Below are 25,816 nucleotides of genomic sequence, written 5' to 3' on the forward strand. Positions count from 1 at the left end.
TGTTGTTCACTTTTTGACCACCTCAACGATAAGGTATGGTTTTATCAACGGTTACGGCTGACAGTGACCGAGCATCAAGGTAGAGTGCACGCTTGAAATGCGGAAGGATGTCATGCAACCAATTACTACCCTCGATGAGTTCTTTACCCGCAGCGGTGCTGACGTGACGCTCTACCATATGGGGCGTCGTGTCGTGCCCTGCTCGCGGGATACCCTGCGCGGCTTCGAGCAGGCCGAACACGCCTGGCCCGAACCCTGGCAGGGACAGGCGCGCCTGGGCATCGTGTTTAGGCTGGGTGCGATGCCTGAACCGGCCATCTGGTTTCTCGCCCTGCCGCTGGACGAGCAGGGCATGCTCTCGCCTGCACAGCGGGATGGTTTCATCAATCGCCTGCTGGAAACCCTAGGGCGTAATGCCCTGGCGTCAGAGCAGCAGGCATTGACACCTGACGCCAGCGCTGGCGTAGACGACCTGATGAAGGACAACCCACTGGCTTTCACGCCCGATGTCACCTTTCAGGCCATGCTCAATGCCCGTGCGACGCTGCAGCTGGGGTTACCCGCCAGTCAGCATCTGGAGCCGGTAGAAGCGTATTTGAGCGGCCAGCAGTCGATCGATTGGCAAGCGCTGGGCGTTCAGGGTCTGGCCGACTTCACGGTTCGCATGGACGACGATGCCGCCGAGGCGCTGGCCAAGCGGTTTTCCGAGTTGCCTGTCAACGTTATCCATGCGCTATGCTACTGCCTTGAACATCGGCCTTTGCAAACGTGCTTGCTGGTGGCCCTGCAGGCCCGTGGCGAACAGGCCGCCAGTGAAGGAGACGTGGAAACCTTGTGCGCCTGCGTGCGAGCGGTGGGCAGCTCACCAGAACCCACGGCAGGCGATTGGTACACGAGTTTACTTCAGGACAGCGCTGCCTGCGGCCCTGATCTGATGGCTGCCATGGCCGGGCGCGGTTGGCAACTGCTGGAAGACGAGATACGCCTGCCGCTGTTCCTGAACAGGCTGGCCACAGACGAGCGTGCCGATTTCTCCGCCGTCGTGCGTGATATCGCCCTCGTTCCCAGGCTGCGCTTACCGGTCATGCTGACCCTGCGTGACGCACCTGTCGACTCACCCATGCAGGCACGTCTGGCAGGCCTGATGCCACGCCGCGCATAAATTCGTAACAGGTGACGGTCATCATCATGCTGTTCTTCTGCTCTTATTATCTCAGGAGTCACCCGTGAAGGAATTACCCTATCAGGCCAAGGCCGTGATTGGCCGCCGTGAAATGGTCACGCTGACCGACCTGGGGCTTCACCTGTGCTGCAAGGCCGATACCGGCGCGCGCACCTCTGCCCTGCATGCCGAAGAGATCGAAACGGAAGAAGATGCCCATGGGCAGCTGTGGGTCAGTTTCGTCACCCACAGTGGCGGCCCCGAGACGCCGGGGCATCGTTATCGTCTACATTTACATGATAGAAGACGGGTGACCAGCTCGAATGGGCACAGCGAATGGCGCTACGTCATTCGCACACAGATGGAACTGGGCCAGCTCAGCTTTCCCGTCGAACTTACCTTGACCGACCGCAGCAATATGCGCCACCCCATGCTATTGGGCAGGCGCGCCATGCGTCGTTTGTTAGTCGCACCCGGCGCTGCCTTTTTGCACGGCGAGCCTTGAATACACTTAATACGCCTTTTCTGTTTTGGCCCGGAGCCCTGCATGCATATTGCCCTACTTTCGCGTAACCGCAATTTATACTCGACCCGCCGCCTGGTGGAAGCCGCTGAGCAGCGCGGCCATACGGCCCGGGTGGTGGATACGCTACGCTGTTACATGAGCATCGCCTCTCATCACCCCTCGATTCATTACAAGGGGGCTGAGATCGAGCCCTTCGATGCGGTCATCCCCCGCATTGGCGCCTCGGTGACTTTCTACGGCTGCGCCGTGCTGCGCCAGTTTGAAATGATGGGCACCTACGTGATCAACGACTCGGTCGCTATCACGCGCTCACGCGACAAGCTGCGCTCGCTGCAGCTACTTTCCCGCAAGGGGCTGGGGCTGCCCATCACGGGGTTTGCCCACTCGCCAGACGACATTCCCGACCTGATCACCATGGTCAAGGGGGCGCCGCTGGTCATCAAGCTGCTGGAAGGCACTCAGGGCATTGGCGTGGTGCTGGCCGAGACCAACCAGGCCGCCGAGTCGGTGGTACAGGCGTTCATGGGCATGAAGGCCAACATCATGGTGCAGGAGTACATCAAGGAAGCCAAAGGCGCCGACATTCGCTGCTTCGTGATTGGCGACAAAGTCGTGGCGTCCATGAAGCGTCAAGCGGCCGAAGGCGAGTTTCGCTCCAATCTCCACCGTGGCGGCACGGCCAGCGTGATTCGCATTACCCCGGAAGAGCGCTCCACCGCTATCCGTGCAGCCAAGGCCATGGGGCTGCGCGTTGCCGGTGTCGATCTGCTGCGTTCCAACCATGGGCCGGTGATCATGGAGGTCAACTCTTCGCCTGGCTTACAGGGGATCGAGAGCGCCACGGGCAAGGACATCGCGGGCATGATCATCGAACATATCGAAAAAAACGCAACGCCTTCCCGAAAAGCGCCCCCCAAGCCTAAAGGCTAACGCCCAAAGGTAAAAATAATCCGCATTAGGGGTGGCAAATCAACGCTGCCACCCCCACAATCTGCGTCACCGAAGGAGGTAGACGCTCATGTTTCTCGACAATCGCCAAGTGGCGATGGACAGCGTGCTGGAAGCGCTGGCCGATAGCATTGATTATTTCCAGGACAATATCGAACGCCTGCGCCCCTCGCTGCGCGACGCGCTGAAGCCTCACTACACGGCTCGACTGAAACAGATGCGCAAGCTGCAGGAGTTGGCCCGTGCCCATCTGAAAATGCTTCCCAGGGATGCCGACGTGGAGCGCGATGACTTTCTGTGGCTGTGGAGCCGCCTGAAAAGCTTCGTGGGCAACGATAGTCAGGTTCTGATCAATGAACTGTTGGAACAAGAGCGTGTCCTGATGCAAGCCCTCTCGACCCTGTTTACCCACCCGCTGCCCGACCCCATCGAACCCGTTGTGGAAGAGTGCATGCAGGGCTGCCGTAAATTGATCCGCGAGCTGTATAGCCTGCAAAAGCGCAAAGCTCGCCGCTAAGCGCTCCTTTCGCGCACCTTCAAGGAGCCGCCGACGGCTCTAGCTGCCGCGCTGGCTCTCCGAGCAGAGGGAGTTCCGGATAGAGCAGGCGCACGCCTTCCAGGTCGATCAGCACATCAGTGGTCACGGGTGGCGGCTCCAGAGGCAATCGATCACGGCTCAGCACGATAGGCTCGGCTGGCCCCAGAAAGTGAGGCTCCCTGCCCCACAGGTACAGATCCCCTAGCGTCGCCATACGCGCCAGCCACTCACGCACCTTGAGCCGCCACTCGCCCGCCGAGGGCTGCTCTTCGGCCACACAACCCGTCACGTCCATGCCCAGCGAACGGCCGATAAAAATCGCTCGTGGCAAGTGCCAGCTCTGGGTCACCAACAGCGCCTGCTCCAACTGAAACACATGCCGCGCTCGCACCATGGTGTCGTAGGTACTGAAGCCCGCGAAATCCATGGTCAACCTGTCGGCCGGCACGCCTCGTCGATAAAGGTCTCGCCACATGGCTCGGGGCTCGTTGTAGGCCTGGGTGCGGTTATCCCCGGAGAGCAGCAGATGCTGCACGCGCTCATCGGCTATCAGGCGCGCCGAGGTGCGCATACGCGCATGAAAATGAGGGTTACGCAGCCCGCTACGCGTCCAGTGAGAGGTGCCAAAAACGATAGCGACATCCGCTGGACGGCACTCTTGCAGCTGCGTATGGATATAGCGCGAGGTGCTCAGTAGTACCCAGGCGTTGCCTGCCGCCAATAGCAAAGCCGCCAGCAGCACCATGGCAACCAGCGACAGCAGAAAACGCTTTACCCAACGAAATAACAGGCTGTGCATCCAGCTCCCCAGCAGGGGTTAGAACATGCCGAGCTCAAGCTTGGCTTCATCGCTCATCATGTCACGACTCCAGGCGGGGCTGAAGACGATTTCGGTATGCACCTTGCTGATCTGCGGCGCTCCCAGAATCTTGTTGCGCGCATCGGCAGCGATGACATCGCCCATGCCGCAGCCAGGCGCGGTCAGCGTCATGCGAATGGTGACGATGCGCTCACCGCTGATCAAGCGCTCGATACGACACCCGTACACCAGCCCCAGATCGACGATGTTGACCGGGATTTCCGGATCGAAACAGGTGCGCAGCTGATCCCAGACGAACTGCTCGATCTCGTCATCGCTGGCGGATTCAGGCAGCGTAGGTCGTGGCAATGCTTCAAGCCCCAGGGCATCGAGATTGCGACCCTCGATCAGATACAGCCGCCCTTCGTATCCAACGCTGACAGAGCTGCCTTTCGCCTGCATGACACTGACGATGCTATCTTCTGCCAGCGTATCCGTCTTGCCGAACGGAATGGCAATGGCTTCTACATCACGCTGTAGCGGCAGTTTCTGACCTCGTTCGAGGCTGGCCACTTGCTCGATATCCATAGATGTCCTTAGCGTACCATTTGGATCACACGGTTCAGCGCCGCAACGAACGCATCGACCTCTTGCAGGGTATTATACGCTGCAAACGAGGCACGACAGGTAGCCTCGACGCCAAAATGGTGGAGCAGCGGCTGAGCACAGTGATGCCCCGTGCGAATCGCCACGCCCAGCTGGTCGATCAATAGCCCGATATCCTGTGAGTGGGCACCGTCCACCACGAACGACAGCACTCCCGCCTTGTGCGGCGCCGTGCCTAGAATACGCAGTCCGTCGATGTGGCTGACGGCCTGAGTGGCATGGGTCAACAGCACGGCTTCCCAGTCGCCAATGGCCTCGACCCCCACGTCCTCTATCCACTGCAGCGCACGCCCCAACGCAATCACTTCCGCAATGGCGGGCGTGCCGGCTTCGAACTTGTGGGGAATGTCCGCGAAGGTCGTGCCCACGTCGAACGAGACGGTCTTGATCATCTCACCGCCCCCCTGCCAGGGCGGCATGGCCTCCAGCAGCGCCGCCTTGCCATACAGCACGCCCACGCCCGTGGGGCCATACACCTTGTGACCGGAGAAAGCGTAGAAGTCGGCGTCGATGTCCTGAACATCCACTTTTTGGTGCGGCGTCGCCTGGGCACCGTCGACCAGAATCAGTGCGCCCTGCTGATGGGCCAACGCAGCCATTTCCTTGACCGGGTTGATGGTACCCAGCGCATTGGACACATGATTCACCGCCACCAGCCGGGTTCGCTCGTTGAGCAGTGTGCGATAGGCGTCCATGTCCAGCGCACCATGAGCATCTACCGGGATCACCTTGATGGTGAAACCACGCTCGGCGGCCAACAGCTGCCAAGGCACGATGTTGGAGTGGTGCTCCAGCATCGAGATGAGCACTTCGTCGCCCGCCTGCAGCTGGCTTCGCCCCCAGCTCTGGGCGACCAGATTGATCGCCTCAGTGGTGCCCCGGGTGAAGATGATCTGGCGAGCATCCTCGGCATTGAGAAAGTCCCTGGCGCGATGACGTGTCGCTTCGAACGCGGCCGTGGCCTCATCCGCCAGGGTGTGCAGCCCACGGTGGATGTTGGCGTTGTAGCGAGCGTAGTAGTCGCCAAACACGTCGATGACCGCCTGGGGAGTCTGGCTGGTAGCAGCATTGTCCAGATAGACCAGCGGCTTGCCGTGCACTTCCCGCTGAAGCACGGGGAATTCGCGGCGCAGGGCCTCGATATCGTAGGCGGCGGTGCTGGCCGTGGTCGCTTTCTCAATCACGCTCTGGGGCATGAGGGACTCCTTGATTAATCGTTCAGCGCAGCCGCTGCTTCCACCAGCCCTGCCAGGTTGAAGCGCTCGGGCAGTTTGCCTGCCACCGCCAGCTCGACTCGCTCGGCAATGGCATCCAGCGTGACCTGTTCCAGCACTTCACCGGCAAAGGCCAGCGTCAGCAGGCCACGCGCCGTGGCTTCGTCGATACCCCGGGTACGCAGCGCATAGACGGCTTCTTCATCCAGCTGGCCCGTGGTGGTGCCGTGGGAGCACTTGACGTCATCGGCGTAGATTTCCAACTCCGGCTTGGCGTTGATTTGCGCGCGGTCGGAGAGCAGCAGGTTCTGGTTGCTCTGGAAGCCTTCGATTTTCTGGCTGTCGCGCTTGACGTATACTCGGCCGTTGAAGACGCCCTGCGCACGGTCATCCAGAATGCCCTTGTAGTTCTCGTTGGAGAACGTCAGCGGCGCGTTGTGGTTGACCTTGGTGTGGTTATCCACGTGCTGGCGACCCTGACCGAAGAACAGCCCGTACAGGTTGCTTTCGGCGCCCTGCCCGTCCAGTTCGCAAATCAGGTCGTTACGCACCAGCGCACCACCCAGATTCAGGTTGTAGGAGGTGTAGCGGCTATCGCGACTCTGCTCCACGTGGATACTGGCAATGTGCAGATCGCCCAGCGGAGCTTCCTGAAGCTTGTAGTGGTTGAGGATCGCACCACGGTCCAGCATCAGCTCACCGACCACGTTGGTGAAGTTGGCAGCATCGGCTTCCCCCACGTAGTGCTCGATCAGCGTGGCTTCACTGCGCCCGGCCGCTTCGACCAGCACCCGCGGGTGGCTCATGACCGGCGCTCCGGCCCGTGAGAGAAACTGCAGCAGAATCGGCTTTTCCACTACCGTGCCGGGCGCAATACGCACCACGGCCCCTTCTTCCACGAACGCGGTGTTGAGCGCCGAGAAGGGCGAGAATTCCACGCCGGTCAAACGACCCAGCGGGCCACCCACCGCTTCATGGTTGTCGCTGAGCGCCTTGGAGAGCGGCATGACCTGCACGCTGCTAGGCAGACCTTCCAGGTCAGACAGCGCCGCCGAAAATACGCCATCGACGAAGGTCAGGCGATAGGCTTCCAGTGGCAGCGTCAGCGCAGCCGCCTGCGCCTGGGAGAACTCGGCGTTATCGGCCAGGGCGAAATTTCCCTGAGCAATGGCGCGTACGTCGGTGTATTTCCACTCTTCATCGCGACGGGTAGGAAAGCCCATCGCCTCGAAGCGTGCAGCCCCCGCCTGGCGGCGTGCGGCCATCCAGCTGGGCTCTGCACCACGCTGTTGGCTGCGCGCCGCCAGCGTATCCAGAAAGGTTTGTGTCTCGCTCATGCCACGGACTCCTCGATGCCTTCGTAACCGTTGGCCTCCAGCTCTTTGGCCAACGCTGCGTCACCGGTCTTGACGATACGACCATCCATCAGGACGTGGACCTTGTCGGGCACGATGTAGTCCAGCAGGCGCTGGTAGTGCGTCACCAGCAGAATGGCACGCTCTTCGGCGCGCAGGCTGTTGACCCCATCAGCCACGACCTTCATGGCGTCGATGTCCAGGCCGGAGTCGATTTCGTCCAGCATGGCCAGCTTGGGCTGCAGCACCAGCATCTGCAGGATTTCGTTACGCTTCTTTTCACCGCCGGAGAAGCCTTCGTTGACCGCGCGCTGCAGGAAGCTGGCATCCATTTTCATGAAGTTCAGCTTCTCTTTGACCAGCTTCATGAACTCTGGGGCGGGCATCTCGCCTTCACCACGGGCAGCGCGCTGCGCATTCAGCGCCGACTTCAGCAGGTAAATGTTCTTCACCCCCGGGATCTCAACGGGGTACTGGAAACCCAGCAGCAGGCCCGCCTGGGCGCGCTCTTCGATTTCCATTTCCAGCACGTCCTGGCCTTCGAAGGTGATGGTGCCCTGGGTGACTTCGTAGCCATCCTTGCCCGCAATGACCGCTGACAAGGTGGATTTACCCGCGCCGTTGGGGCCCATGATGGCGTGCACTTCACCGGCATTGATGGTGAGCGTCAGGCCTTTCAGAATCTCTTTGCCGTCGACGGTGACGTGTAAATCATTCACTTGCAACATAGTAATCGCCTTTTAAAAAATAGGGGGATGCCTGCGCGGTTAGCCCACCGCACCTTCAAGAGTGACGTTCAACAGTGCTTCCGCTTCTACCGCAAACTCCATCGGCAGCTCCTGGAAGACATCCTTGCAGAAGCCGTTCACGATCATGCTCACCGCATCTTCTTCCGAGATGCCGCGGCTCTGGCAGTAGAAGAGCTGGTCTTCACCGATTTTCGACGTGGTGGCTTCGTGCTCGATGGTCGCCGTGCTGTTGCCGATTTCCTGGTACGGGAAAGTGTGGGCACCGCACTTGTCGCCAATCAGCAGCGAATCGCACTGGGTAAAGTTACGTGCGCCTTTGGCGCGCGGGCCGATCTTGACCATACCGCGATAGGACTGATCACTCTTGCCCGCCGAGATGCCCTTGGCCACGATGTAGGAGCGTGTGCCCTCACCAATATGGATCATCTTGGTGCCTGTATCCGCCTGCTGGCGCCCGTTGGTCACGGCCACCGAGTAGAACTCACCGATGCTGTCCTTGCCGCGCAGCACGCAAGAGGGGTATTTCCAGGTAATCGCCGAGCCGGTTTCCACCTGTGTCCAACTGATACGCGAGCGCTCACCACGGCAGTCGCCGCGCTTGGTCACGAAGTTGTAGATACCGCCCTTGCCCTCTTCATCACCGGGGTACCAGTTCTGAACGGTAGAGTACTTGATGTAGGCATCATCCAGCGCCACCAGCTCGACCACCGCCGCGTGCAGCTGGTTTTCGTCGCGCATGGGCGCCGTGCAGCCTTCCAGATAGGAGACCTGGGCACGGCTTTCACAAATGACCAAAGTGCGCTCGAACTGCCCGGTATTGGCCGCGTTGATACGGAAGTAGGTGGACAGCTCCATCGGGCAAGTGACGCCTTCAGGCACGAAGACGAACGAGCCGTCGGTGAACACCGCAGAGTTCAGCGCAGCGAAGTAGTTGTCGGCGACCGGTACGACGGTGCCCAGATACTGCTTGATCAGCTCCGGGTAGTCGCGGATGGCTTCCGAGATGGAGCAGAAAATGACCCCGGCTTCCGCCAGCTCTTTCTTGAACGTGGTAGCTACCGACACCGAATCGAATACCGCATCGACCGCCACGCCTGCCAGGGCAGCACGCTCGTGCAGCGGGATACCCAGCTTCTCATAGGTTTCCAGCAGCTTGGGGTCTACCTCATCGAGGCTTTGAGGGCGGTCTTCCGGGCGCTTTGGCGCGCTGAAGTAGGAGATCGCCTGATAATCGATGGGCGGATAGTTGAGGTGTGCCCAAGAGGGCTCTTCCATTTTCAGCCACTGACGATAGGCATCCAGACGCCACTCCAGCATCCATTCCGGCTCGCCCTTCTTTTTGGAAATGAAGGCGATGGTGTTTTCATCCAGGCCAGGTGGCAGTGTGTCGCTTTCGATATCGGTGACAAAGCCATCTTTGTACTCGCGACGAACCAACTGTTCCATTTCTTCGCTTGCCATGGTGATACCCTCCGGGCAGTTGGGTGGCGAGTTGAGCTCGCCGTCAATATGAGTGAATGTGGTTGCGACTTACGCGGAAGCCGCCGATAGCGTAATGCTTTGAATGGGTAGCTGAACGGGCAGCTTGATGGGAGCAGTGTCGGCGAGGTGCGCCAGGGTGACGCTCTCCAGCAGCGTACGAATGGCCAGGGATACGCGCTGCCAGTTGTCGGCCACACCGCAGGTAGCCACCAGGTCGCACTCGCCTTCCGCCTGGCTGCACTCGGTCATGGCCACGGGGCCTTCGATGGCGCTGATGATATCGGCGGCGGTAATCCGCGAGGCGGGGCGTGCCAGCCGATACCCGCCCTGAGCACCGCGCTGGGACTCCAGCAACCCGGCTTTAACCAGCATTTTAAGCGTCTTGCTCACAGTCGGGTGCGGCAGCTGAACGGCTTCGGCCAGATCGGCGGCGGCATGGGAAGTGTTCGGATGGCGCGCAATTTGCGCCATCACCACCGCCGCATAGTCGGTCAGCCGAGAAAGCTTGAGCATGGTGACTCCCGTGTGTGATGACCCGTGTGATTTAAAGGCTTACCCGTCAATTGGGGACCATTTTAGTCCTGTATAAAAATGATGTGAAGCCCTTCTGCAAAATCCTTCGCAAAAGTCACCACTTCCTGACACGTTCGCCGCTGATAACATCAAAAAAGCCAATCATTCTCATTCAGAAAAGCTATGACAGCCTGTCAAGAAAACGCCCGCGAACTGATCGCAGGCGTTGGGGGTCAGGCTTTCTTGACGAACATGGACTTCAATTTCATCGGGCCAATACCATCTATCTTGCAGTCGATGTCGTGATCACCGGACACCAGGCGGATGTTCTTGACCCGAGTGCCCACCTTGACCACCAGCGAGCTGCCCTTCACCTTGAGATTCTTGATCACGGTCACCGTGTCGCCATCGGCTAGCGGGTTACCGTTGGCATCCCGGATACCGGAGCTGGCTGATTCGGTTTCCTCTTCACCATTTTTCGACCACTCATGGCCACACTCCGGGCACACGAATTGCAGGCCGTCGTCATAGGTGAATTCAGAGGCGCAGGCGGGACAGTTGGGAAAGTCACTCATGAAAAGGCTCCATCGCTATCAGGATATCTACAGGGCGTAGAAAGCGGTGGAGCCTACACGGCTTGAGCACAATGCTCCAGCCTGAAGAGAGAGGTCAGTCGCGCTGGTAGGTACCGACCAGCCGATTCATGCCCAGCAGGTGCGGCTCGACGGCACGCAGCAGCTCGGGCAGCGTCAGCCCTTCGGGAAGCGTGGTTGCCTGGTCCAGCGCCAGTACCCAGAAATAGTAGAGGTGGCTACCATGGCCTTCCGGGGGCATTGGGCCGCCATAGCCGGGCTTGCCGAAATCGGACATGCCCACGGTTCCTTGGGTGGTATTCTCTTCCAGCGACGTCATATCGCCCGGCAAGTTATACAGCACCCAATGTACGAAACCGTAGCTGCCCTCTTTCACCAACGGGGCATCGGGATCGTGACAGATCACCGCATAGCCCTGGGTTCCTTCAGGTGCACCCTGCCAGGCCAGGTCGGGTGAGATGTCCTCGCCTTCACCGGTGTGTTTGGCGGGAATGGCCTGATGCTGGCCAAAGGCGGTGCTGCTGACCTGCATGGAAGATAGTGCAAATCCCATTGTCATCTCCAAGTCGTCGTTCGTAGGTTCAACTCATCAATGTAGCCAGGCCCTTAACCTAAATCCAACGCCGCCGCATGACGCTGCTGCCACTCTTCGACGAGGCGCCGATTGTCGGCATTCATGCGCTCGTCCAGCACCCCCGGCAGCTGCACGGACTCGCCGCGGGTCTTGAAAGTGATCAGCGGATCTTGCGTGGCCAGGTGCAGGGCATATAGCACCAGCATCAGCTCGTAGGCATCCTGAGTATTGAGCCTGGCCAGCAGAAGTGGCACTGCGGGCGCCCCGATCTCACCCAGCCGCTCAGCGGCGATGTACCAGGGGCGAGGGTTATCCGGACCACCATATTGCGAAACGAAACTGCGGTCTGCCAAGCGGCTGACATAGTAAGCCGCTTCTTCTTCAGGGCTGGCCAGCAGCGGCGGCACCCAATCCGTGACCGGCGAGGTGGACGCACGCGTGGCCGAGGGTGTCACGGGCGATACCGCAGGCTCCATCGTCGAAGGAGACTCCCCTGCGCTACTGGAGGGCGAGGACTGGCCTGCACACCCCACCAACAGCAGCACGGCTGCCCATGCTGCCGCTTTCCCCACGCGCTTCCCCGCCACCTTCCCTACTCTCTTCCCCACGCTCCTGGCCTGCAGATACATGACTCGCTTCCCTTGTTGAGCTTTCAACAGATTGTCCCTTTATCTTGATACTCGTCCCATGCCTGGACCCGGAGTGAAGTAAATCCTGGCATGAGCTCTTGCCCGAGGAGAATCCATAGCTCAGATAGTTTACCCATACGCCACGGCCGCTCACGGCATGCGAGAAGCCTGGATTCATAAAATAAACGTAGCACTTTAAATCACACGGTAGAAGCGCTGCATCATCAATCGCCGATCACGGCGATGAAGCAATGCCAAAAGGCGGGGTGCCCTGCGTTCCCAGCGCTCGGTGGGATCCAGGGTACAGACGGGCGCTGACTTTAACGGCGGTCCAGCTGGCAATTCACCTTGCCGCCGCAACTATTTAAAAAACATGGTAACTATTCAGCACCGGTTGGCTGAGTCGGGGCTTCTTGCTGCATGAAGGCTGGCACCTCCCCCGCAAACAGTTGCTCCAGTGCGGTATGCGCCGCCACCCCTTGCTTGACGGCGGTCGAGAGGAAGCTGCGCATCCGGCAGAAGATCTCCGCCCCCTCCCAGGAGCGGAAACAGCCCGAGATTTTCTGCTGGACCTTGGTCATTCGCAGATCGCGTTCCCCCTGGTTGTTGGTGAAGGGAGCGGCAGGGTCGTCGAGGAAGCGCAACACGTCGTCCTCGTACGCCTGGAGGCGTTCCAGGAGGTTGCGCGGCTTGGTGCGCTTGGCCCGGCCTCGCGTTCCAGGTGGCGGTTTCACCGGCGGGGGGCACTCGGCGTCCCCTTTCGCCAGGCAATCTCGATAGCGCTGCCGCCAGGCTCGGGTCTCATCGGCCGAGAGGCAGCCGTCGGCCACCTCCACGGCGCGATGCATCTCCAACAACAGGTCATGCAAGGCCTTGGCCCATGCCTCGCCATCGTTCTCCCAGGCCGCTGTCAGCTCCCGAAGGTGGTGCGCATTACAGAGCGCGTGCCGGCAATCCGGATAGCGGTAGTAGGGCTTCCAGTGATCATGCACCAGCACGCCACGCACGAAGGGCAATACGCCGATGGCGTCCATCGCTTCCTGGCCGCGCTTGGGGTGCGGGGCCAACCAGGTCAGGGCCTCGTTGGAGGCGCTGTGTAGCCAGTAGCGTTTGCCACCGACCTGCATTCCGGTTTCATCGGCATGGACGGTGGCTGCTTCACGTAGCGCCGGGATCACCCACTCGGCGAACGCCTCGGCCCGCTGGTAGGCCTCCTGGTTGAAGGCGAACAGGGTGCCGGTGCTCAGCGACAGGCCGCACTGCGAGGTGAGCAACTCGCGGATACGCGCATAGGGCAACAGCTGATACTGGGAGAGATAGACGACATGCGCCTTGAGGCGAGGGCCATACTGGATGGGGCGAGTCACGCCCTCGGGGAATGGCGCCACGTAGCGTTGCCCCTGATCATCTTCGAGGACCTCAGCCTGATATTCGGTGACCACGGCCTGGATTACGATGTCCTGCACTTGGCGCGTTTCGACGCCGACCGGGCGGTAAGAACGCCCCTTGGGGAGTTGCCGACGATCGACACGGAGCTTGACCACCTCGTCGGGGTCCGTCACCGGCGCCAACGTCTTACCCTCATGCCCTGGCTGTCCGCCGGGGCGCCGCTCGCCTTTGGCGCGCGAGCGGCGCTGGCGATTGGGATCCTGGGACGGTGGCTTGCTGCTGTTGCGGCTACTGGTGGCCAGGCGATCGGCCATGAGCTTGACCAGCAGCATCAGCACATCGATGGCGGCACGCAGCGACGGCGAGACCGTCTGGTCTTCCTTGAGCTGCTGCCGGACCCGCTCCAGGGCCTCGTCGACGTTGATATCGCTGATGGTCATATCGCCGCATAGGTGTGCCGAATGATGCTGTGCACTATGCCAGAAAAATCAGGTGGTTGTCGACAGGCTATCCGCAACCACCTGAATAGTTACAAAACATGTTTTTTGTGACCTTATAGTACAATTGTTTTTAAAAATTCAAAATCGACATATCGCAAAAAATTTAGCAAAATGCTAATTTGTAAACCATGAGTACACCTAAAGAAAAAAAGCTAAAGAAAGTGCTTGAAGCCATCCCGTCAGGGTTCATGGTCGATACCGCATGGCTCGAACGCCACGGTATCAGCCGTTTCCTTGCGCGGAAGTACGTTGTTAACGGCTGGCTTGAGCGCGTTAACCGCGGCGTTTTCCGGCGCCCTGCGCCGAACGCAACAACCTCTGGCGCAATCGATTGGAAAACTTGCCTGCTTTCCATGCAGCATATTATGCGCCATAACATCCATGTGGGTGGCACAACGGCACTTGCCCAACAGGGCTACGATCACTACCTGCGTCTAGGTAGCAGTGCGCCTGTCTGGGTATATGGCAACGCCACACCCAACTGGCTAAGCAAACTGCCACTGAACGCCCCCATCGTGACTCGCAACACTTCACTATTCGCTGACCCGTCCGTCGGGCTTGCCAGAAACAACATCAACGCCGAAGACACGCTGCCATGGGACTGGATGCTCAACATGTCGGCACCCGAACGGGCGATTATGGAAGCCATGGACGAATTGCCCGACCATGAGAGTTTTCATAACCTTGATATGCTATTCGAGAGCTTGACGACACTGCGGCCAAAAACAGTGTCAGCGTTGCTGCACAGTTGCAAGAAGATCAAGGTCAAGCGGTTGTTCTTTGTCTTTGCGGATCGCCATGACCACCCTTGGCGCAAGCGTCTCGATCCTGCAGAGTTCAACCTTGGCAGTGGCGACCGCGCACTGTTAAAAGGGGGCAAGATACATCCGCGCTATCGCATCATGGTGCCGGAAGCGTTTGTAAAGGCGGAGGTAAATGATGGCGCGTGAAACCTATGAAGCGCAGGTCGCGCTCCTCGTGCGCATTCTCCCGCATGTGGCGCAGGAGGATGTATTCGCGCTGAAGGGAGGCACCGCGATCAATCTGTTCTATCGAGACCTTCCACGCTTGTCAGTCGATATTGACCTGACCTACCTTCCGGTGAAAGATAGAAACGACAGCCTTTCCGAAATCAATGACGCGATGGATCGCATCGCGGCTGCCATTGAAGGCCGTATCGCCGGAGCCAAAACACAGCGTATAAAGGGCGGAGGCAGTGGCGCCACTCGTGTTCTTGCTCGCACGGGCGGCGTTGAAATCAAGATCGAAACCTCGCCAGTCACACGCGGCGTCGTACATGATCCTGAAACGCTCTCCATCGCCAGCGCCGTTGAAGATGAGTTCGGTTATGCCGATATGCAAATCGTCTCTTTCGAAGATCTATTCGGCGGCAAGCTACACGCCGCCTTGGATCGCCAGCATCCGCGCGATCTTTTTGATGTGAAGCTGCTCTACGATAACGAAGGCCTGACGGACGACCTATTTCGGACCTTTCTGATCTACATTGCGAGTTCGTCACGCCCCGCTCACGAACTGCTGAACCCTAACTTGCTCGATATTGACAAGCCTTATGCCCAAGAATTTGAGGGCATGACCAGGGCTCACCTCAGCCTCGATGAACTCTTGCACACGCGTAAACGTTTGATTACAGACATTCAGTCACGTTTCGATGAGAGCACCAAGCGATTCTTGCTAAGCCTACATGACGGTGCGCCCGATTTTGATGCCATTGATCGCCCTCAGGCGGCGGGCCTGCCAGCTGTGCGCTGGAAGCTCGTTAATCTGGAAAAGCTGAAAAACGAAAACGCGGCCAAACATGCCGAACAGCGTCATGAGCTGAAAGTGCTGCTGGGATAAGGAGTGCAGGGCGGAATCTTGAAGCTCTGGCTTCCCGGCCTGCCATTCTGTCATCCCTGTACATCGCCAATCGCCACTGCGCAGGTCCTTGCCATGAAACAGCTATTAATCGTCGCTCACGCCCCTTCCGTCAATACCCAGGCCTTGAGGGAAGCTGCCAGACGAGGGGCAGAGCACCCCGATCTCGAGCATGTCGTCTGTACGGTGAAAACTCCCTTCGAAGCAGGCCCCGCCGACCTACTGGCCTGCGATGCCGTTCTGCTCGGCACCACCGAAAACCTCGGCTACATGAGCGGTGCCCTGAAGGATTTTTTCGACCGTAGCTACTACCCAGTACTGGATGAGAAGCAGGGCTTGCCCTGTGCGCTCTACATTCGCGCTGGCCACGATGGCACGGGCACCCAGCGAGCCGTGGAAAGCATCGTGACCGGGCTGCGCTGGCGCTGGGTTCAGCAACCGGTGGTCTTACGAGGCGAGTGGCAGGAGACATTTGCCACACAGGTCGAGGAGCTGGCCATGACGCTAGCGGCCGGGCTGGATAGCGGCATGTTTTGATGCCGTATTAGCGCCCCCTTCCAAACGGCAAAACGGCACCCTAAGGTGCCGTTTTGCGATCACATGGCTGCCGGGCGGTTATTTCAAACGCTCGAACACCGTGGCAACGCCCTGGCCCATACCGATACACATGGTCGCCAAACCCAAGGTGGTATCGCGCTGCTGCATCACGTTGAGCAGCGTGGTACAGATCCGCGAACCGGAGCAGCCCAGCGGGTGGCCCAAGGCAATGGCACCGCCGTTCAGGTTGACCTTTTCGTCCATGGCATCGAGGAAGCCCAGGTCCTTGAGCACCGGCAGCCCTTGGGCAGCAAACGCCTCGTTGAGCTCGACGGTTTGAATATCCGCTGCCGACAGGCCAGCGGCTTTCAAGGCCTTTTTGGACGCGGGTACCGGGCCGTAGCCCATGATGGAGGCATCACAGCCTGCCACACCGGTCGACAGCACGCGGGCAATCGGCTCCAGCCCCAGCGCCTGGGCACGCTCGTAGCTCATCACCGCCATGGCGGAGGCCCCCACCGACAGCGCCGATGAAGTACCGGCCGTGACGGTGCCACTGCGGGGATCGAACACCGGCTTCAGGTTCGCCATGGACTCCAGGCTGGCATCGGCACGGATCACTTCGTCGTTTTTCACCAATACCTTGAAGCCGCGCTGGTCGTGGCCTTCGACACCGATGATCTCGTTATCGAAGTAGCCCTTCTCCATGGCTGCCTGGGCGCGCTGATGCGAGCGTACGCCGAACTTGTCCTGGTCTTCGCGGGAGATGCCGTGCATCTTGCCCAGCAGTTCGGCGGTCAGGCCCATCATCATGGCCGCCTTGGCAGCGTACTTGCTGGCCGCCGGGTTCACGTCCACGCCGTGGGCCATGGGCACGTGCTCCATGTGCTCCACGCCACCAATCACATAGAAGTCGCCCATGCCGGCCTTGATGTTGGCCGCCGCAATGTGCAGCGCGGTCATCGAGGAGCCACACAGACGGTTCACCGTTTGCGCAGGCACGGTACGGGGAATGCCGGTCATGATTGCCGCGTTGCGGGCGATGTTCATGGACTGCTCCAGGGTCTGGTTGACGCAGCCCCAGATCACATCGTCCACTTCCGACGGGTCCAGGTTGGGGTTCCGGCTGAACAGCGCCTGCATCACGGCAGCGGAAAGGTTCTCGGCACGAACGTTACGGAAAGCGCCGTTCTTTGCTTTTGCCATGGCGGTACGAACACCGTCCACCACCACGATATCTCTCGGATTCAAACTCATCATATTTCTCCTGTGGGTGGTGACTTAGGCCTGAGCGCTTGCCGTGTTGCCCGCGTAGAACTGCTCGTTGTTTTGAGCCATGGCGCGCAGTTTCTCGGTAGGTGCGTAGAGCGGTCCCAACTCTTCGGCCAAACGGTCGGCCAGAGCGACGAACTCGGCCACGCCCAGCGCATCGATGTAGCGCAGCGCGCCACCGCGGAAGGGCGGGAAGCCAATGCCGTAAATCAGTGCCATATCGGCTTCTGCGGGAGTCTCGACGATGCCGTCTTCCAGACAACGTACGGTCTCCAGGCACAGCGGTACCATCATGCGCGCCACGATGTCTTCGTCGGAAAACTCTTTCTGCTCTTTCACGACGTCTTTCACGAGGGCATGGGCCTGCTCATCGCTGACCTTCTTCGGCTTGCCCTTCTTGTCCTCTTCGTAGGCGTAGAAGCCCTTGTCGTTCTTCTGGCCCAGACGCTGGTTGTCATACATCACCTGAATGGCGGTTTTGCCTTCACGCGCCATACGGTCAGGGAAGCCTTCGGCCATTACCTCGTTGGCGTGCACGGCGGTATCCATGCCGACCACGTCCAGCAGGTAGGCCGGGCCCATGGGCCAGCCAAACTTCTCCATGACCTTATCGACACGCTGGAAGTCGGCCCCTTGCTCTACCAGGAAGCTGAAGCCGCCGAAGTAAGGGAACAGTACGCGATTGACCAAAAAGCCAGGGCAGTCGTTGACCACGATGGGCGTCTTGCCCATGGCGCGGGCGTAAGCCACGGTGGCGGCCACGGCGGCGTCGGAGGTTTTCTCGCCACGAATGACTTCCACCAGCGGCATGCGGTGCACGGGGTTGAAGAAGTGCATACCGCAGAAGTTTTCCGGGCGCTTGAGATTCTTTGCCAGACGGTTGATCGAAATGGTGGACGTGTTGGAGGTAAGAATCGTGTTCTCACCCACCATGCCCTCTACTTCGGTCAGCACCGCATCCTTGACGTTGGGGTTTTCCACCACCGCTTCGACCACCAGATCGACATTGCCGAAATCGCCATAAGAGAGCGTCGGGCGGATGTTGGAGAGTTTCTCGGCCATCTGCTCAGTGGTGAGCTTCTTGCGCTCCACCTGCTTGGAAAACAGCTTGCGTGCCTCTTTCAGGCCAAGCTCGATGGCATCGTCCTTGATGTCTTTCATCAGGATCGGAGTGCCTTTGCTGGCACTCTGGTAGGCGATACCGCCCCCCATGATGCCAGCACCCAGCACGGCAGTCTGCTTGACCGGCTGAGACTGCTTCTCGTACTTGCTGCCTTTCTTCTTGACCACCTGATCGTTGAGGAACAGCCCCACCAGGTTGAAGGCAACGCTGCTCAGCGCCAGCTTGGCGAAGGACTTGGCTTCGATGGCCTGGGCACGCGCACGGGTTTCTCCGGCCCCTTTCTGGATGACCTTGATGGCTTCCACAGGCGCCGGGTAGTGCGGGCCTGCTTTACCGGCCACATAGCCTTTGGCGGTTTCGAAGGCCATCATCTGCTCGATGGCGTTGAGCTTCAGCGGAGAGGTTTTCTCCTCGCGGCGGGCCTGGTAATCCAGCTCACCGGCATTGGCGCGATCGAGGATGTCCAGCGCTGCCTCTTCCAGCAGCTCATGGGCAACGGCAGCGTCAACGGCACCTACTTTCAAGGCGGCATCGGCACGGTTTTCGGTGCCACCGGCAATCCACTCCACGGCGTTGTCTGCCCCGATCAGACGCGGCAGGCGCACGCAGCCACCCCAGCCTGGCAGAATGCCCAGCTTGGTTTCCGGCAGGCCAATCTTGGCTTTCTCGCTCATCACGCGATAGTCGGTGGTCAACAGCACTTCACAGCCGCCGCCCAGCGCCAGACCATTGATCGCCGTCACGGTGGGATACGGCAGGTCTTCGATGGCGTTGAAGATATCGTGAACCTTGAGGTTCATCTCCACCAGGTACTCTTCGCCCTTGTCGAACAGGCTATGGAACTCAGTAATGTCGGCACCGACGATAAACACGTCCTTGGCACTGCGGATCATCAGACCTTGCACACCACTTTCGGCCTGCAGCGCCTTGACCGCGTCTCCCAGCTCCGCCACCACGGCACTGGAAAGCTTGTTGACGGACTCATCTTTCAGGTCGAAAGTGAGCACTGCGACATCATTGCCACCTTGGGTGTCACGACGCTCCACCGTGATGGCATTGCCTTGATAGATCATTCGCGCTCTCTCCACATAGTGTCGGGCAGGTTAGCTTCGGCGAACCCGCCGCGCATTCATACGGTCGTTTGATTGCCTTAGCTTGGTGGAGTTGCTCGAGTACGTCAACCCCTGACTTTTGGCTAATCCAGCCCTCAGCATAGTCCTTGTGGGGACCTTTCATGAATCTTGGCAGCCATCAGCGGCTGCCATCATTTTTGCGTTTTTGTTCTGCAGACTGCGACGTATGCGGAAATTAGTGCGTATGCTAAGGAATCATCACACTTCACGATTGAATCGAGCGATCAGACGATGGGCACTTTATTGAATCCCGCTCGGACACGGGCCATACAGGCCTGGGTCGAGCGTCTTGTAGAGCGCCTGAAACCATGGAGTTGGCTGTGGCCGCCCATGGCATTTGCAGCAGGCCTGGGCAGTTTTTTTCTGGTGGATCGTCAGCAGTGGCTGGGAGTGGCCCTGGCGGTGGGGCTGCTGGTGGCGTGGCTTCTGCTGCTGTCGGAAAGCTTGATCGGGCGGCTGCTGGCCAGGCGCGGCCACCCTACCCTGCCCAAGGGCATTGCCTCTTTCATTGCCCAGATGATTCACCAGGAGACGCTGTTTTTCACCCTGCCGTTCATCCTGATCACCACGGTGTGGAATAGCGGACAGACGCTGTTTGCCCTGCTGGTCATGGCCATGGCCGTGCTATCGATCATCGACCCACTGTATTACAAGCTGGCCGGACGATGGCGCAGCCTGTACTTCATGTTTCATGCGCAATGCGTCTTTCTGGTTCTGCTGGTGATCTTGCCGATCATGCTGCATCTGACCACCCGGCAAAGCCTGCTGCTGGCGCTGGTGCTCACCGTCCTGGTGGCCCTGCCCAGCTTCTGGCATCTGCTGAAGCAACGCAGCCTGGCGCGCTGGTGTGGTTTTCTTGCCTTGACCATGGTGTTGGCCTACGGCGCTTGGCTTGGCCGCGTCTGGGTGCCCCCCGCCAGCCTGTGGATGACGGGCAGCGCGCTATCGCCTGCTTTCGATACCCAGCAGCGCGTGCCCCAGGGTGCCACTCCGCTGACTCCTGAGGCCCTGCGCACCCATGGGCTCTATGTATATACCGCCATTCGCGCACCACGCGGCTTGAGCGAAACCATTTATCATGTCTGGCATCATAATGGTACGCCCATGGACCGTATTGCCCTGACTATCAACGGCGGCCGTGAACAGGGGTATCGCGCCTGGAGCCATAAACGCAACTTCCCTGAAAACCCCGCAGGGGATTGGCGAGTCGACATCATGACCGAAGGAGGACAACGATTGGGGCTGATCCGCTTCACGGTCTCGGATGACGAGCAGCAGGCCTCCATGGCCGACAGCACCATTCAGCGCAGCGGATTGAGCGCGCTAAATTTGCGGCGATTCGTGGCAGGCAGCCGCTCTGACCAGCAGGCCCCAGACGCCGCCGATTAGCATAACGCCTTGCATTCAGCGGCGCAGCTTATGACAATTCGCCCACTCACATTTTCTGGTAGCTAGCGACTATGGCTTCAACTATTGGTTTTCGTATTGCCCGATTGCCCCATTTATGGCGCTCCATCATCGACCGCAGGCTAGCACCGCTGGGGCTGACCCAAACGCGCTGGGTCACGCTTTATCACTTGTGGAAGCTCGGCGAAGGCAACCCGCAGTGCTATCTGGCGCGGGCCATTGGCGTCGAGGCACCTTCGCTGGTGCGCACGCTGGGGCAGCTGGAAGAGCAGGGGCTGGTGGAGCGGCGCGCCTGTGACACTGACCGTCGCAGCAAGCGCATTTATCTCACCCCGGCGGCGATGCCGCTGCTGGAACAGATCGACAGCGTAGTGCTCGCCGCCCGCAAGGAGATCTTCGCCGGGTTGAGCGACAGCGACCTGATCCAGTTGGACCAGTGGCTGGCGCAAATCGAATCCAATGGCCTGGCCATGCAGGCCAGAGACCAGGACAAGCCGTCGGTATGATCCCCCGGCGGCCGCGAACAGCTATCTCGTCAGGACAGCTATCTCGTCAGGAGGGTCGACCGCCTGACGACAGCGCCTTGCCTGGGGGGCGGTCTGACAGGCCGCCCAGCGACACTTTCAAGGTCATGATATCGCCCAGGTAGCTGGTAAAGCGTTCGGCGGTTTGTGATTCCCACCACCATAGCGTCAAGGCGTACGAGTTGCACTCCAGCACCAGCGCATCCTGGGGCAAACGCTCCAGCAAGGTGCGCAGCGTGGCGTCGGCGCTCTCCGGTAGCGGTCGCAGCGGCGCAATACGCCACCGCCAGCCAGCATGAAAGGCTTCCAGTGCCGCGCTGGCATGGCTATCGCGCACCAGAACGAAATCCGGCCCCGGCGTCTCCTGGCCAAACCGCCACCGATAGGCTGGCATGGTGCCTTTGAAATGATGCAGCGGCGGCACGGCCATCTTGATGGTCACCCCCTGCTGCCGCGCACTGTCGCGTAGCGCCATCTGGCGCTTCTGGCGGGGGCTGGGCTTGAGCCACATCACCGGCGCCATCACGAACAGCAGAATCAGAACAATCACCAACCATTCCATTTAGCCACCTCTTGCATTGCCGTGCAGGGCAACGATTGCAAAAAACCATGATCCAGGTCGTTGTGCAGCGCCACTACCCGGCCTAAAGTAAGGTTATCTAACGAAGCTTCTCTTTGTTAAATACCACCAAGGAGATACGCCATGAGCTATCACCACATTCTGGTCGCCGTCGACCTCACCAAGGACTCGCACAAGATCCTTGAACGCGCCGTGGCGATTGCCGAACGCAATAACGGCGCCAAGCTCTCGATCATGCACACGCTGGAGCCGCTGGGCTTCGCCTACGGTGGCGACATACCCATGGACCTGACCAGCATTCAGGACCAGCTGGACGACCACGCGAAAAAGCGTCTGGCCGACATTGCCGCTCCGCACGTCGAGCCCGCCGACCAGCACGTGGTGGTGGGCATGCCCGATACCGAGATCCATCGCTTTGCCGATGAGCACAATGTGGATCTCATCGTGGTGGGTTCCCACGGCCGCCACGGCTTTGCCCTGCTACTGGGCTCTACGTCCACCGGCGTGCTACATGGCGCCCAGTGCGACGTGCTGGCCGTGCGCGTCGGCAAGAAAGGCGAAAAAAGCGACGAGTGATCGGCCATGACCGACCCTAACGCCAAAGGCCCCTTACGGGGCCTTTTTTGTAGCGCCTTGAAGGCTATTCGCCGTTCGCCATCGCCTCCAGCTCCATCCAGCGCTCCATTGCCGTTTCCAGCGACTGCTGCACTTTTTCCAGGGCTTGCAGCCTGGCAGTCACGGCGGTAGCTTCCTGCTGGTAAAACCCCGGATCGCCCACTTCCTGCTCAAGCGTCTCGACTGCCTGCTCCAACCGCTCTATTTCGGCAGGCAGCGCATCCAGCTCTCGCTGCAGCTTGTAGGAGAGCTTCACGGACTTCCTGGCAGGCTCGTTGACAGGTTTTTCGACCACTTCTGGTGCAGGTGCCGATGTCGGCTCCGTCTGCTGGCGGGCAGCACCCTCCCAAGGGGCCGGGGGCAGCTTGCCACCTTGTCGAATCCAGTCGGTGTAGCCACCCACGTACTCGCGCACGCGCCCTTCCCCTTCGAAGGCCAGCATGCTGGTCACCACGTTATCCATGAAGGTACGGTCGTGGGAGACCAGCAGCAGCGTGCCATCGAAGTCGAGCAGCAGCTCTTCGAGCAGCTCCAGGGTTTCCATGTCCAGGTCGTTGGTGGGCTCATCGAGCACCAGCACGTTGGCAGGCTGGGTGAACAGCTTGGCCAGCAGCAGGCGGTTGGACTCGCCCCCCGACAGCGCCTTGACCGGCTGACGCACACGATCCGGCGTGAACAGGAAATCCTGCAAGTAGCTCATCACATGGCGGTCCTTGCCGCCGACAGAGACCCGATCACTGCCCTGCGCCACGTTGTCGTAAACGGTTTTCTCCAGCTCCAGCCCCGCCCGAAGCTGGTCAAAGTAGGCCACCTTCAGGTTGGTGCCCAGCTGCACGCTGCCTTCGCTTGGAGCAAGCTCTCCCAGCAGGATTTTCAACAGCGTGGTCTTGCCCGCGCCATTGCGACCCAGGAAACCGATACGGTCGCCGCGCATGACTTCCAGATTGACGTTGCGCAAGATGGTGTCGTCGCCAAAATACTGGCTAACGCCCTTGAGCTCGACCACCCGCTTGCCCGTGCGCTCGCCGCTGTCCACGGTCAGGTTGGCCGTGCCCTGGCGCTCACGGCGCTGGCTGCGCTCATTGCGCATCGCTTCCAGAGCCCGCACGCGCCCTTCGTTACGGGTTCGGCGCGCCTTGATTCCTTGACGGATCCAGGTCTCCTCCTGGGCCAGCTTCTTGTCGAACAGCGCATTTTCACGCGATTCGATTTCCAGCTCGTGCTGCTTGCGCTCTTGATACTCCGCGTACACGCCGGGGTAGCGGCCCAGCTTGCCACGGTCCAGTTCCAGAATATGGGTGGCCAACTTCGACAGAAAGGCACGGTCGTGGGTGATCAGCAGCACGGCGCCATTGAACGCCAGCAGTTGCTCTTCCAGCCACGCAATCGTATCCAGATCCAGGTGGTTGGTGGGCTCATCCAGCAGCAGCAAGTCCGGCTCCGACACCAGCGCCCTGGCTAGGGCCACGCGACGACGCCAGCCACCGGAGAGCGCGCTCATCTCTGCTTCGGGCGGCAGGCCCAGGCGCGTCAGCACCACGTCGATACGCTGGTGGAACGACCAGCCATCAATCGCTTCCAGCCGCGTTTGCAGCGTGGCCATGCGGTTCATGTCCGGGTCGGGGTCGTTGATCAGATGCTGGTATTCCGACAGCAGCTCACCCGCTTCGGGCAGCCCCTGGGCCACCATGTCAAAAATCGTCATGCCCGATGATTCGGGCAGCTCCTGGGCCAGCACGCCGATTTTCAGCCCCGGCGCGCGCCAGATGGTGCCGTCGTCCGCCTGGATGTCGCCTGCCACGAGTTTCAACAGGGTGGATTTACCGGTGCCGTTGCGCCCGACCAGCGCCAACCGCTCGCCCTTTTCAACCGTGAGGTCGGCGCGATTCAATAGTACCTGGGTGCCGTAAGCGAGTTGCAGCTGTTCGAGTCGTAACAGGGTCACGCAGTGTCCTCCTTCGTCGTGAGGCGCACAGTGTAACGCATGGACCCCTGTAACGGTGCACTCATATAGAGCCCGGCGGTACAACGTGCTAACGTCCAACGTGAAAGGGGCAACACCTACGGCTGTCTTGTGGCACTTACAGGGTAGAAAAGCGTGACCGTTACCGTCTCCATGCACTTTGTCAACGAGCTGTTTCGTGGCCTGGCTCCCACCGGGCAAGCGGCCACGCGTTATTTGATGTTGTCTGGCATCTCCCCATTCTTGCTCGAGGCTCCCAATGGCCGTGTAACGGTGGAACAGTTTGCCCAGCTTTACCGGCTTCTGGCGGAGGAGCTCGACGATGAGACGCCCGGTTTTTTCTCTCGGCCACTGCGCTGCGGCACTCTCAAACTGCTGTGCCTCAGCATGCTGGATGCCCCCACGCTGCGTATCGCACTACATCGCTACACCCAGTTTTTTCGTATTGTGCTGGATGACTTTGGCTATTGTTTTTCCGTGGAGGGCGACCTGGCTCGTATGGCCCTCGAGGAGCACAAACCGCTTCAGGGTAGCCACATTCTGGTGCATGAGCTGATGTTGAAGCTCTTTCACGGCATTGCTTCCTGGCTGATCGCGAGAAAAATCCCGCCCATATTGATGGAGTGCAGCTATCCACAGCCCGCCCATCGAGCTGACTATCTCTATTTTTATCCAGGCAAGGTGACCTTCAACCAGCCGAAAACGGCGGTCTATTTCGATACGGCTTTTCTGGAACATCCCGTCCGACAACGCAAACAACACCTGGGGGCTTTTTTGCAGCGTGCGCCAGCAGACTGGTTTTATGTCTCTTTCGAAGACCGTATCGCCACCCATCGCGTGCGGGAGTACTTGCACCGCCACCAGCTCTCTTCCAGCACCATTCACGACGTGGCCAATGCGCTGCACGTGTCCGTCCGTACCCTGTCGCGCCACTTGCAGGCAGAGGGCACCCACTTTCAGGCGGTAAAGGACGAGTATCGGCGGGACGTGGCCATTCAGGTATTGACCCGCAGCAGGGAGCCGCTCTCCTCGCTGGCCGACACCCTCGGCTTCGAGGACCAGGCCTGCTTCAGCCGAGCCTTCAAGCAATGGACCGGCAATTCGCCTGCCGCCTACCGCAAAGCGCAGACAGCAGGCACCACGCTCTGAG

At 59.9% G+C, this 25,816-nt stretch carries 26 protein-coding genes; 11 read left to right on the forward strand and 15 right to left on the reverse strand.

All coding sequences use genetic code 11. The features are described 5' to 3' along the window. Nucleotides 1–112 precede the first annotated feature (112 nt). From KVY02_RS10785 to KVY02_RS10800, 4 genes are all read left to right on the forward strand, one after another. A complete protein-coding gene (locus KVY02_RS10785; RefSeq protein ID WP_218313520.1) occupies nucleotides 113–1,162 on the forward strand; it encodes a DUF3549 family protein in 1,050 nt (349 codons plus the stop codon). A 64-nt stretch (nucleotides 1,163–1,226) separates the two neighbouring features. After that, entirely contained in the window at nucleotides 1,227–1,667 is a 441-nt protein-coding gene (locus KVY02_RS10790; RefSeq protein WP_016914260.1) for an ATP-dependent zinc protease family protein, read from the forward strand. Between the two features lie 42 nt (nucleotides 1,668–1,709). Then, the gene (rimK, locus tag KVY02_RS10795) at nucleotides 1,710–2,618 is read left to right on the forward strand and encodes a 30S ribosomal protein S6--L-glutamate ligase (protein ID WP_081191933.1); all 909 of its coding nucleotides are present in this window, start codon (nucleotides 1,710–1,712) and stop codon (nucleotides 2,616–2,618) included. A gap of 88 nt (nucleotides 2,619–2,706) precedes the next feature. Continuing rightward, complete coding sequence (locus KVY02_RS10800; RefSeq protein ID WP_039179432.1) at nucleotides 2,707–3,153, forward strand: hypothetical protein; 447 nt, start codon at nucleotides 2,707–2,709, stop codon at nucleotides 3,151–3,153. 19 nt (nucleotides 3,154–3,172) lie between these two features. Here the strand turns inward: KVY02_RS10800 and KVY02_RS10805 are convergent, their stop codons facing one another. The 11 genes from KVY02_RS10805 to KVY02_RS10855 all read right to left on the reverse strand — a co-directional run bounded on the left by KVY02_RS10805 (nucleotide 3,173) and on the right by KVY02_RS10855 (nucleotide 13,577). Beyond that, nucleotides 3,173–3,973: a SanA/YdcF family protein gene (locus tag KVY02_RS10805; RefSeq protein ID WP_218313521.1), complete on the reverse strand. Its 801-nt coding sequence runs from the start codon at nucleotides 3,971–3,973 to the stop codon at nucleotides 3,173–3,175. An 18-nt stretch (nucleotides 3,974–3,991) separates the two neighbouring features. Next, nucleotides 3,992–4,561, reverse strand: a complete 570-nt coding sequence (sufT, locus tag KVY02_RS10810) for a putative Fe-S cluster assembly protein SufT (protein ID WP_039179426.1) — start codon at nucleotides 4,559–4,561, stop codon at nucleotides 3,992–3,994. An 8-nt stretch (nucleotides 4,562–4,569) separates the two neighbouring features. Continuing rightward, the gene (locus KVY02_RS10815; protein WP_218313522.1) at nucleotides 4,570–5,835 is read right to left on the reverse strand and encodes a SufS family cysteine desulfurase; all 1,266 of its coding nucleotides are present in this window, start codon (nucleotides 5,833–5,835) and stop codon (nucleotides 4,570–4,572) included. A gap of 14 nt (nucleotides 5,836–5,849) precedes the next feature. Continuing rightward, nucleotides 5,850–7,190, reverse strand: coding sequence for a Fe-S cluster assembly protein SufD (gene sufD / locus KVY02_RS10820; protein ID WP_016914266.1), 1,341 nt, complete (start codon nucleotides 7,188–7,190; stop codon nucleotides 5,850–5,852). Continuing rightward, nucleotides 7,187–7,936 carry a Fe-S cluster assembly ATPase SufC gene (gene sufC, locus KVY02_RS10825; protein WP_016914267.1) on the reverse strand — a complete coding sequence of 250 codons (750 nt, stop codon included), beginning with the start codon at nucleotides 7,934–7,936 and terminating at the stop codon, nucleotides 7,187–7,189. Before sufC ends, sufD begins: the two co-directional genes overlap by 4 nt. Nucleotides 7,937–7,975: 39 nt before the next feature. Then, complete coding sequence (gene sufB, locus KVY02_RS10830; RefSeq protein ID WP_016914268.1) at nucleotides 7,976–9,418, reverse strand: Fe-S cluster assembly protein SufB; 1,443 nt, start codon at nucleotides 9,416–9,418, stop codon at nucleotides 7,976–7,978. A 69-nt stretch (nucleotides 9,419–9,487) separates the two neighbouring features. After that, on the reverse strand, nucleotides 9,488–9,952 hold the full coding sequence (locus tag KVY02_RS10835; protein ID WP_016914269.1) for an SUF system Fe-S cluster assembly regulator: 465 nt from the start codon (nucleotides 9,950–9,952) through the stop codon (nucleotides 9,488–9,490). A gap of 233 nt (nucleotides 9,953–10,185) precedes the next feature. Next, entirely contained in the window at nucleotides 10,186–10,527 is a 342-nt protein-coding gene (locus tag KVY02_RS10840) for a zinc ribbon domain-containing protein YjdM (protein WP_218313523.1), read from the reverse strand. 94 nt (nucleotides 10,528–10,621) lie between these two features. Further along, nucleotides 10,622–11,098, reverse strand: a complete 477-nt coding sequence (locus KVY02_RS10845; protein ID WP_026001743.1) for a YbhB/YbcL family Raf kinase inhibitor-like protein — start codon at nucleotides 11,096–11,098, stop codon at nucleotides 10,622–10,624. Between the two features lie 53 nt (nucleotides 11,099–11,151). Beyond that, nucleotides 11,152–11,691 carry a hypothetical protein gene (locus KVY02_RS10850; protein ID WP_371317374.1) on the reverse strand — a complete coding sequence of 180 codons (540 nt, stop codon included), beginning with the start codon at nucleotides 11,689–11,691 and terminating at the stop codon, nucleotides 11,152–11,154. Between the two features lie 437 nt (nucleotides 11,692–12,128). Then, a complete protein-coding gene (locus tag KVY02_RS10855) occupies nucleotides 12,129–13,577 on the reverse strand; it encodes an IS66 family transposase (RefSeq protein WP_218313524.1) in 1,449 nt (482 codons plus the stop codon). Nucleotides 13,578–13,765: 188 nt separating this feature from the next. Between KVY02_RS10855 and KVY02_RS10860 the strand changes: the two genes are divergently transcribed. The 3 genes from KVY02_RS10860 to KVY02_RS10870 all read left to right on the forward strand — a co-directional run bounded on the left by KVY02_RS10860 (nucleotide 13,766) and on the right by KVY02_RS10870 (nucleotide 16,049). Next, nucleotides 13,766–14,587 (forward strand): type IV toxin-antitoxin system AbiEi family antitoxin, encoded by an 822-nt coding sequence (locus KVY02_RS10860; protein ID WP_218313525.1) that lies wholly within the window; start codon nucleotides 13,766–13,768, stop codon nucleotides 14,585–14,587. Then, complete coding sequence (locus KVY02_RS10865; protein ID WP_232710865.1) at nucleotides 14,574–15,494, forward strand: nucleotidyl transferase AbiEii/AbiGii toxin family protein; 921 nt, start codon at nucleotides 14,574–14,576, stop codon at nucleotides 15,492–15,494. The genes KVY02_RS10860 and KVY02_RS10865 overlap by 14 nt, the downstream gene beginning before the upstream one ends. Nucleotides 15,495–15,587: 93 nt before the next feature. Continuing rightward, nucleotides 15,588–16,049 carry a flavodoxin family protein gene (locus tag KVY02_RS10870; RefSeq protein WP_016914275.1) on the forward strand — a complete coding sequence of 154 codons (462 nt, stop codon included), beginning with the start codon at nucleotides 15,588–15,590 and terminating at the stop codon, nucleotides 16,047–16,049. A 78-nt stretch (nucleotides 16,050–16,127) separates the two neighbouring features. On the opposite strand, the gene fadA is transcribed toward KVY02_RS10870, so the two are convergent. Then, nucleotides 16,128–17,306, reverse strand: a complete 1,179-nt coding sequence (fadA, locus tag KVY02_RS10875; protein WP_016914276.1) for an acetyl-CoA C-acyltransferase FadA — start codon at nucleotides 17,304–17,306, stop codon at nucleotides 16,128–16,130. A 24-nt stretch (nucleotides 17,307–17,330) separates the two neighbouring features. Continuing rightward, nucleotides 17,331–19,517 carry a fatty acid oxidation complex subunit alpha FadB gene (fadB, locus tag KVY02_RS10880; RefSeq protein ID WP_218313526.1) on the reverse strand — a complete coding sequence of 729 codons (2,187 nt, stop codon included), beginning with the start codon at nucleotides 19,515–19,517 and terminating at the stop codon, nucleotides 17,331–17,333. Nucleotides 19,518–19,808: 291 nt separating this feature from the next. On the opposite strand from fadB, the gene KVY02_RS10885 reads away from it, so the two are divergent. Both KVY02_RS10885 and slyA read left to right on the forward strand, forming a co-directional pair. Then, nucleotides 19,809–20,966: a DUF5924 family protein gene (locus KVY02_RS10885; RefSeq protein WP_218313527.1), complete on the forward strand. Its 1,158-nt coding sequence runs from the start codon at nucleotides 19,809–19,811 to the stop codon at nucleotides 20,964–20,966. Between the two features lie 71 nt (nucleotides 20,967–21,037). Beyond that, nucleotides 21,038–21,490 carry a transcriptional regulator SlyA gene (gene slyA / locus KVY02_RS10890; protein ID WP_081191923.1) on the forward strand — a complete coding sequence of 151 codons (453 nt, stop codon included), beginning with the start codon at nucleotides 21,038–21,040 and terminating at the stop codon, nucleotides 21,488–21,490. Nucleotides 21,491–21,536: 46 nt separating this feature from the next. Here slyA and KVY02_RS10895 read toward each other — a convergent pair whose 3' ends face one another. Next, complete coding sequence (locus KVY02_RS10895) at nucleotides 21,537–22,070, reverse strand: preprotein translocase subunit YajC (RefSeq protein WP_081135137.1); 534 nt, start codon at nucleotides 22,068–22,070, stop codon at nucleotides 21,537–21,539. 141 nt (nucleotides 22,071–22,211) lie between these two features. On the opposite strand from KVY02_RS10895, the gene KVY02_RS10900 reads away from it, so the two are divergent. Further along, complete coding sequence (locus KVY02_RS10900; RefSeq protein WP_016914281.1) at nucleotides 22,212–22,664, forward strand: universal stress protein; 453 nt, start codon at nucleotides 22,212–22,214, stop codon at nucleotides 22,662–22,664. A 64-nt stretch (nucleotides 22,665–22,728) separates the two neighbouring features. Here KVY02_RS10900 and KVY02_RS10905 read toward each other — a convergent pair whose 3' ends face one another. Beyond that, on the reverse strand, nucleotides 22,729–24,648 hold the full coding sequence (locus KVY02_RS10905) for an ATP-binding cassette domain-containing protein (RefSeq protein WP_081191921.1): 1,920 nt from the start codon (nucleotides 24,646–24,648) through the stop codon (nucleotides 22,729–22,731). Between the two features lie 153 nt (nucleotides 24,649–24,801). Here KVY02_RS10905 and KVY02_RS10910 point away from each other — a divergent pair, with 153 nt between their 5' ends. Beyond that, complete coding sequence (locus KVY02_RS10910) at nucleotides 24,802–25,815, forward strand: AraC family transcriptional regulator (protein WP_218313528.1); 1,014 nt, start codon at nucleotides 24,802–24,804, stop codon at nucleotides 25,813–25,815. The last annotated feature ends 1 nt before the right edge of the window (nucleotide 25,816 follow it).

This window comes from Halomonas sp. 18071143, assembly GCF_019211725.1.
Lineage (GTDB): Bacteria > Pseudomonadota > Gammaproteobacteria > Pseudomonadales > Halomonadaceae > Vreelandella > Vreelandella stevensii.

Bases quoted from the DNA above. Each gene is read 5' to 3' on its own strand.
- KVY02_RS10845 (WP_026001743.1), bottom strand. From the start codon at position 11,098: ATGGGATTTGCACTATCTTCCATGCAGGTCAGCAGCACCGCCTTTGGC.
- KVY02_RS10840 (WP_218313523.1), bottom strand. From the start codon at position 10,527: ATGAGTGACTTTCCCAACTGTCCCGCCTGCGCCTCTGAATTCACCTAT.
- fadB (WP_218313526.1), bottom strand. From the start codon at position 19,517: ATGATCTATCAAGGCAATGCCATCACGGTGGAGCGTCGTGACACCCAA.
- KVY02_RS10900 (WP_016914281.1), top strand. From the start codon at position 22,212: ATGAGCTATCACCACATTCTGGTCGCCGTCGACCTCACCAAGGACTCG.
- KVY02_RS10860 (WP_218313525.1), top strand. From the start codon at position 13,766: ATGAGTACACCTAAAGAAAAAAAGCTAAAGAAAGTGCTTGAAGCCATC.
- slyA (WP_081191923.1), top strand. From the start codon at position 21,038: ATGGCTTCAACTATTGGTTTTCGTATTGCCCGATTGCCCCATTTATGG.
- sufT (WP_039179426.1), bottom strand. From the start codon at position 4,561: ATGGATATCGAGCAAGTGGCCAGCCTCGAACGAGGTCAGAAACTGCCG.
- KVY02_RS10870 (WP_016914275.1), top strand. From the start codon at position 15,588: ATGAAACAGCTATTAATCGTCGCTCACGCCCCTTCCGTCAATACCCAG.
- fadA (WP_016914276.1), bottom strand. From the start codon at position 17,306: ATGAGTTTGAATCCGAGAGATATCGTGGTGGTGGACGGTGTTCGTACC.
- KVY02_RS10865 (WP_232710865.1), top strand. From the start codon at position 14,574: ATGATGGCGCGTGAAACCTATGAAGCGCAGGTCGCGCTCCTCGTGCGC.
- KVY02_RS10895 (WP_081135137.1), bottom strand. From the start codon at position 22,070: ATGGAATGGTTGGTGATTGTTCTGATTCTGCTGTTCGTGATGGCGCCG.
- KVY02_RS10885 (WP_218313527.1), top strand. From the start codon at position 19,809: ATGGGCACTTTATTGAATCCCGCTCGGACACGGGCCATACAGGCCTGG.
- KVY02_RS10800 (WP_039179432.1), top strand. From the start codon at position 2,707: ATGTTTCTCGACAATCGCCAAGTGGCGATGGACAGCGTGCTGGAAGCG.
- sufC (WP_016914267.1), bottom strand. From the start codon at position 7,936: ATGTTGCAAGTGAATGATTTACACGTCACCGTCGACGGCAAAGAGATT.
- sufB (WP_016914268.1), bottom strand. From the start codon at position 9,418: ATGGCAAGCGAAGAAATGGAACAGTTGGTTCGTCGCGAGTACAAAGAT.
- KVY02_RS10835 (WP_016914269.1), bottom strand. From the start codon at position 9,952: ATGCTCAAGCTTTCTCGGCTGACCGACTATGCGGCGGTGGTGATGGCG.
- rimK (WP_081191933.1), top strand. From the start codon at position 1,710: ATGCATATTGCCCTACTTTCGCGTAACCGCAATTTATACTCGACCCGC.
- KVY02_RS10785 (WP_218313520.1), top strand. From the start codon at position 113: ATGCAACCAATTACTACCCTCGATGAGTTCTTTACCCGCAGCGGTGCT.
- sufD (WP_016914266.1), bottom strand. From the start codon at position 7,190: ATGAGCGAGACACAAACCTTTCTGGATACGCTGGCGGCGCGCAGCCAA.
- KVY02_RS10815 (WP_218313522.1), bottom strand. From the start codon at position 5,835: ATGCCCCAGAGCGTGATTGAGAAAGCGACCACGGCCAGCACCGCCGCC.
- KVY02_RS10805 (WP_218313521.1), bottom strand. From the start codon at position 3,973: ATGCACAGCCTGTTATTTCGTTGGGTAAAGCGTTTTCTGCTGTCGCTG.
- KVY02_RS10855 (WP_218313524.1), bottom strand. From the start codon at position 13,577: ATGACCATCAGCGATATCAACGTCGACGAGGCCCTGGAGCGGGTCCGG.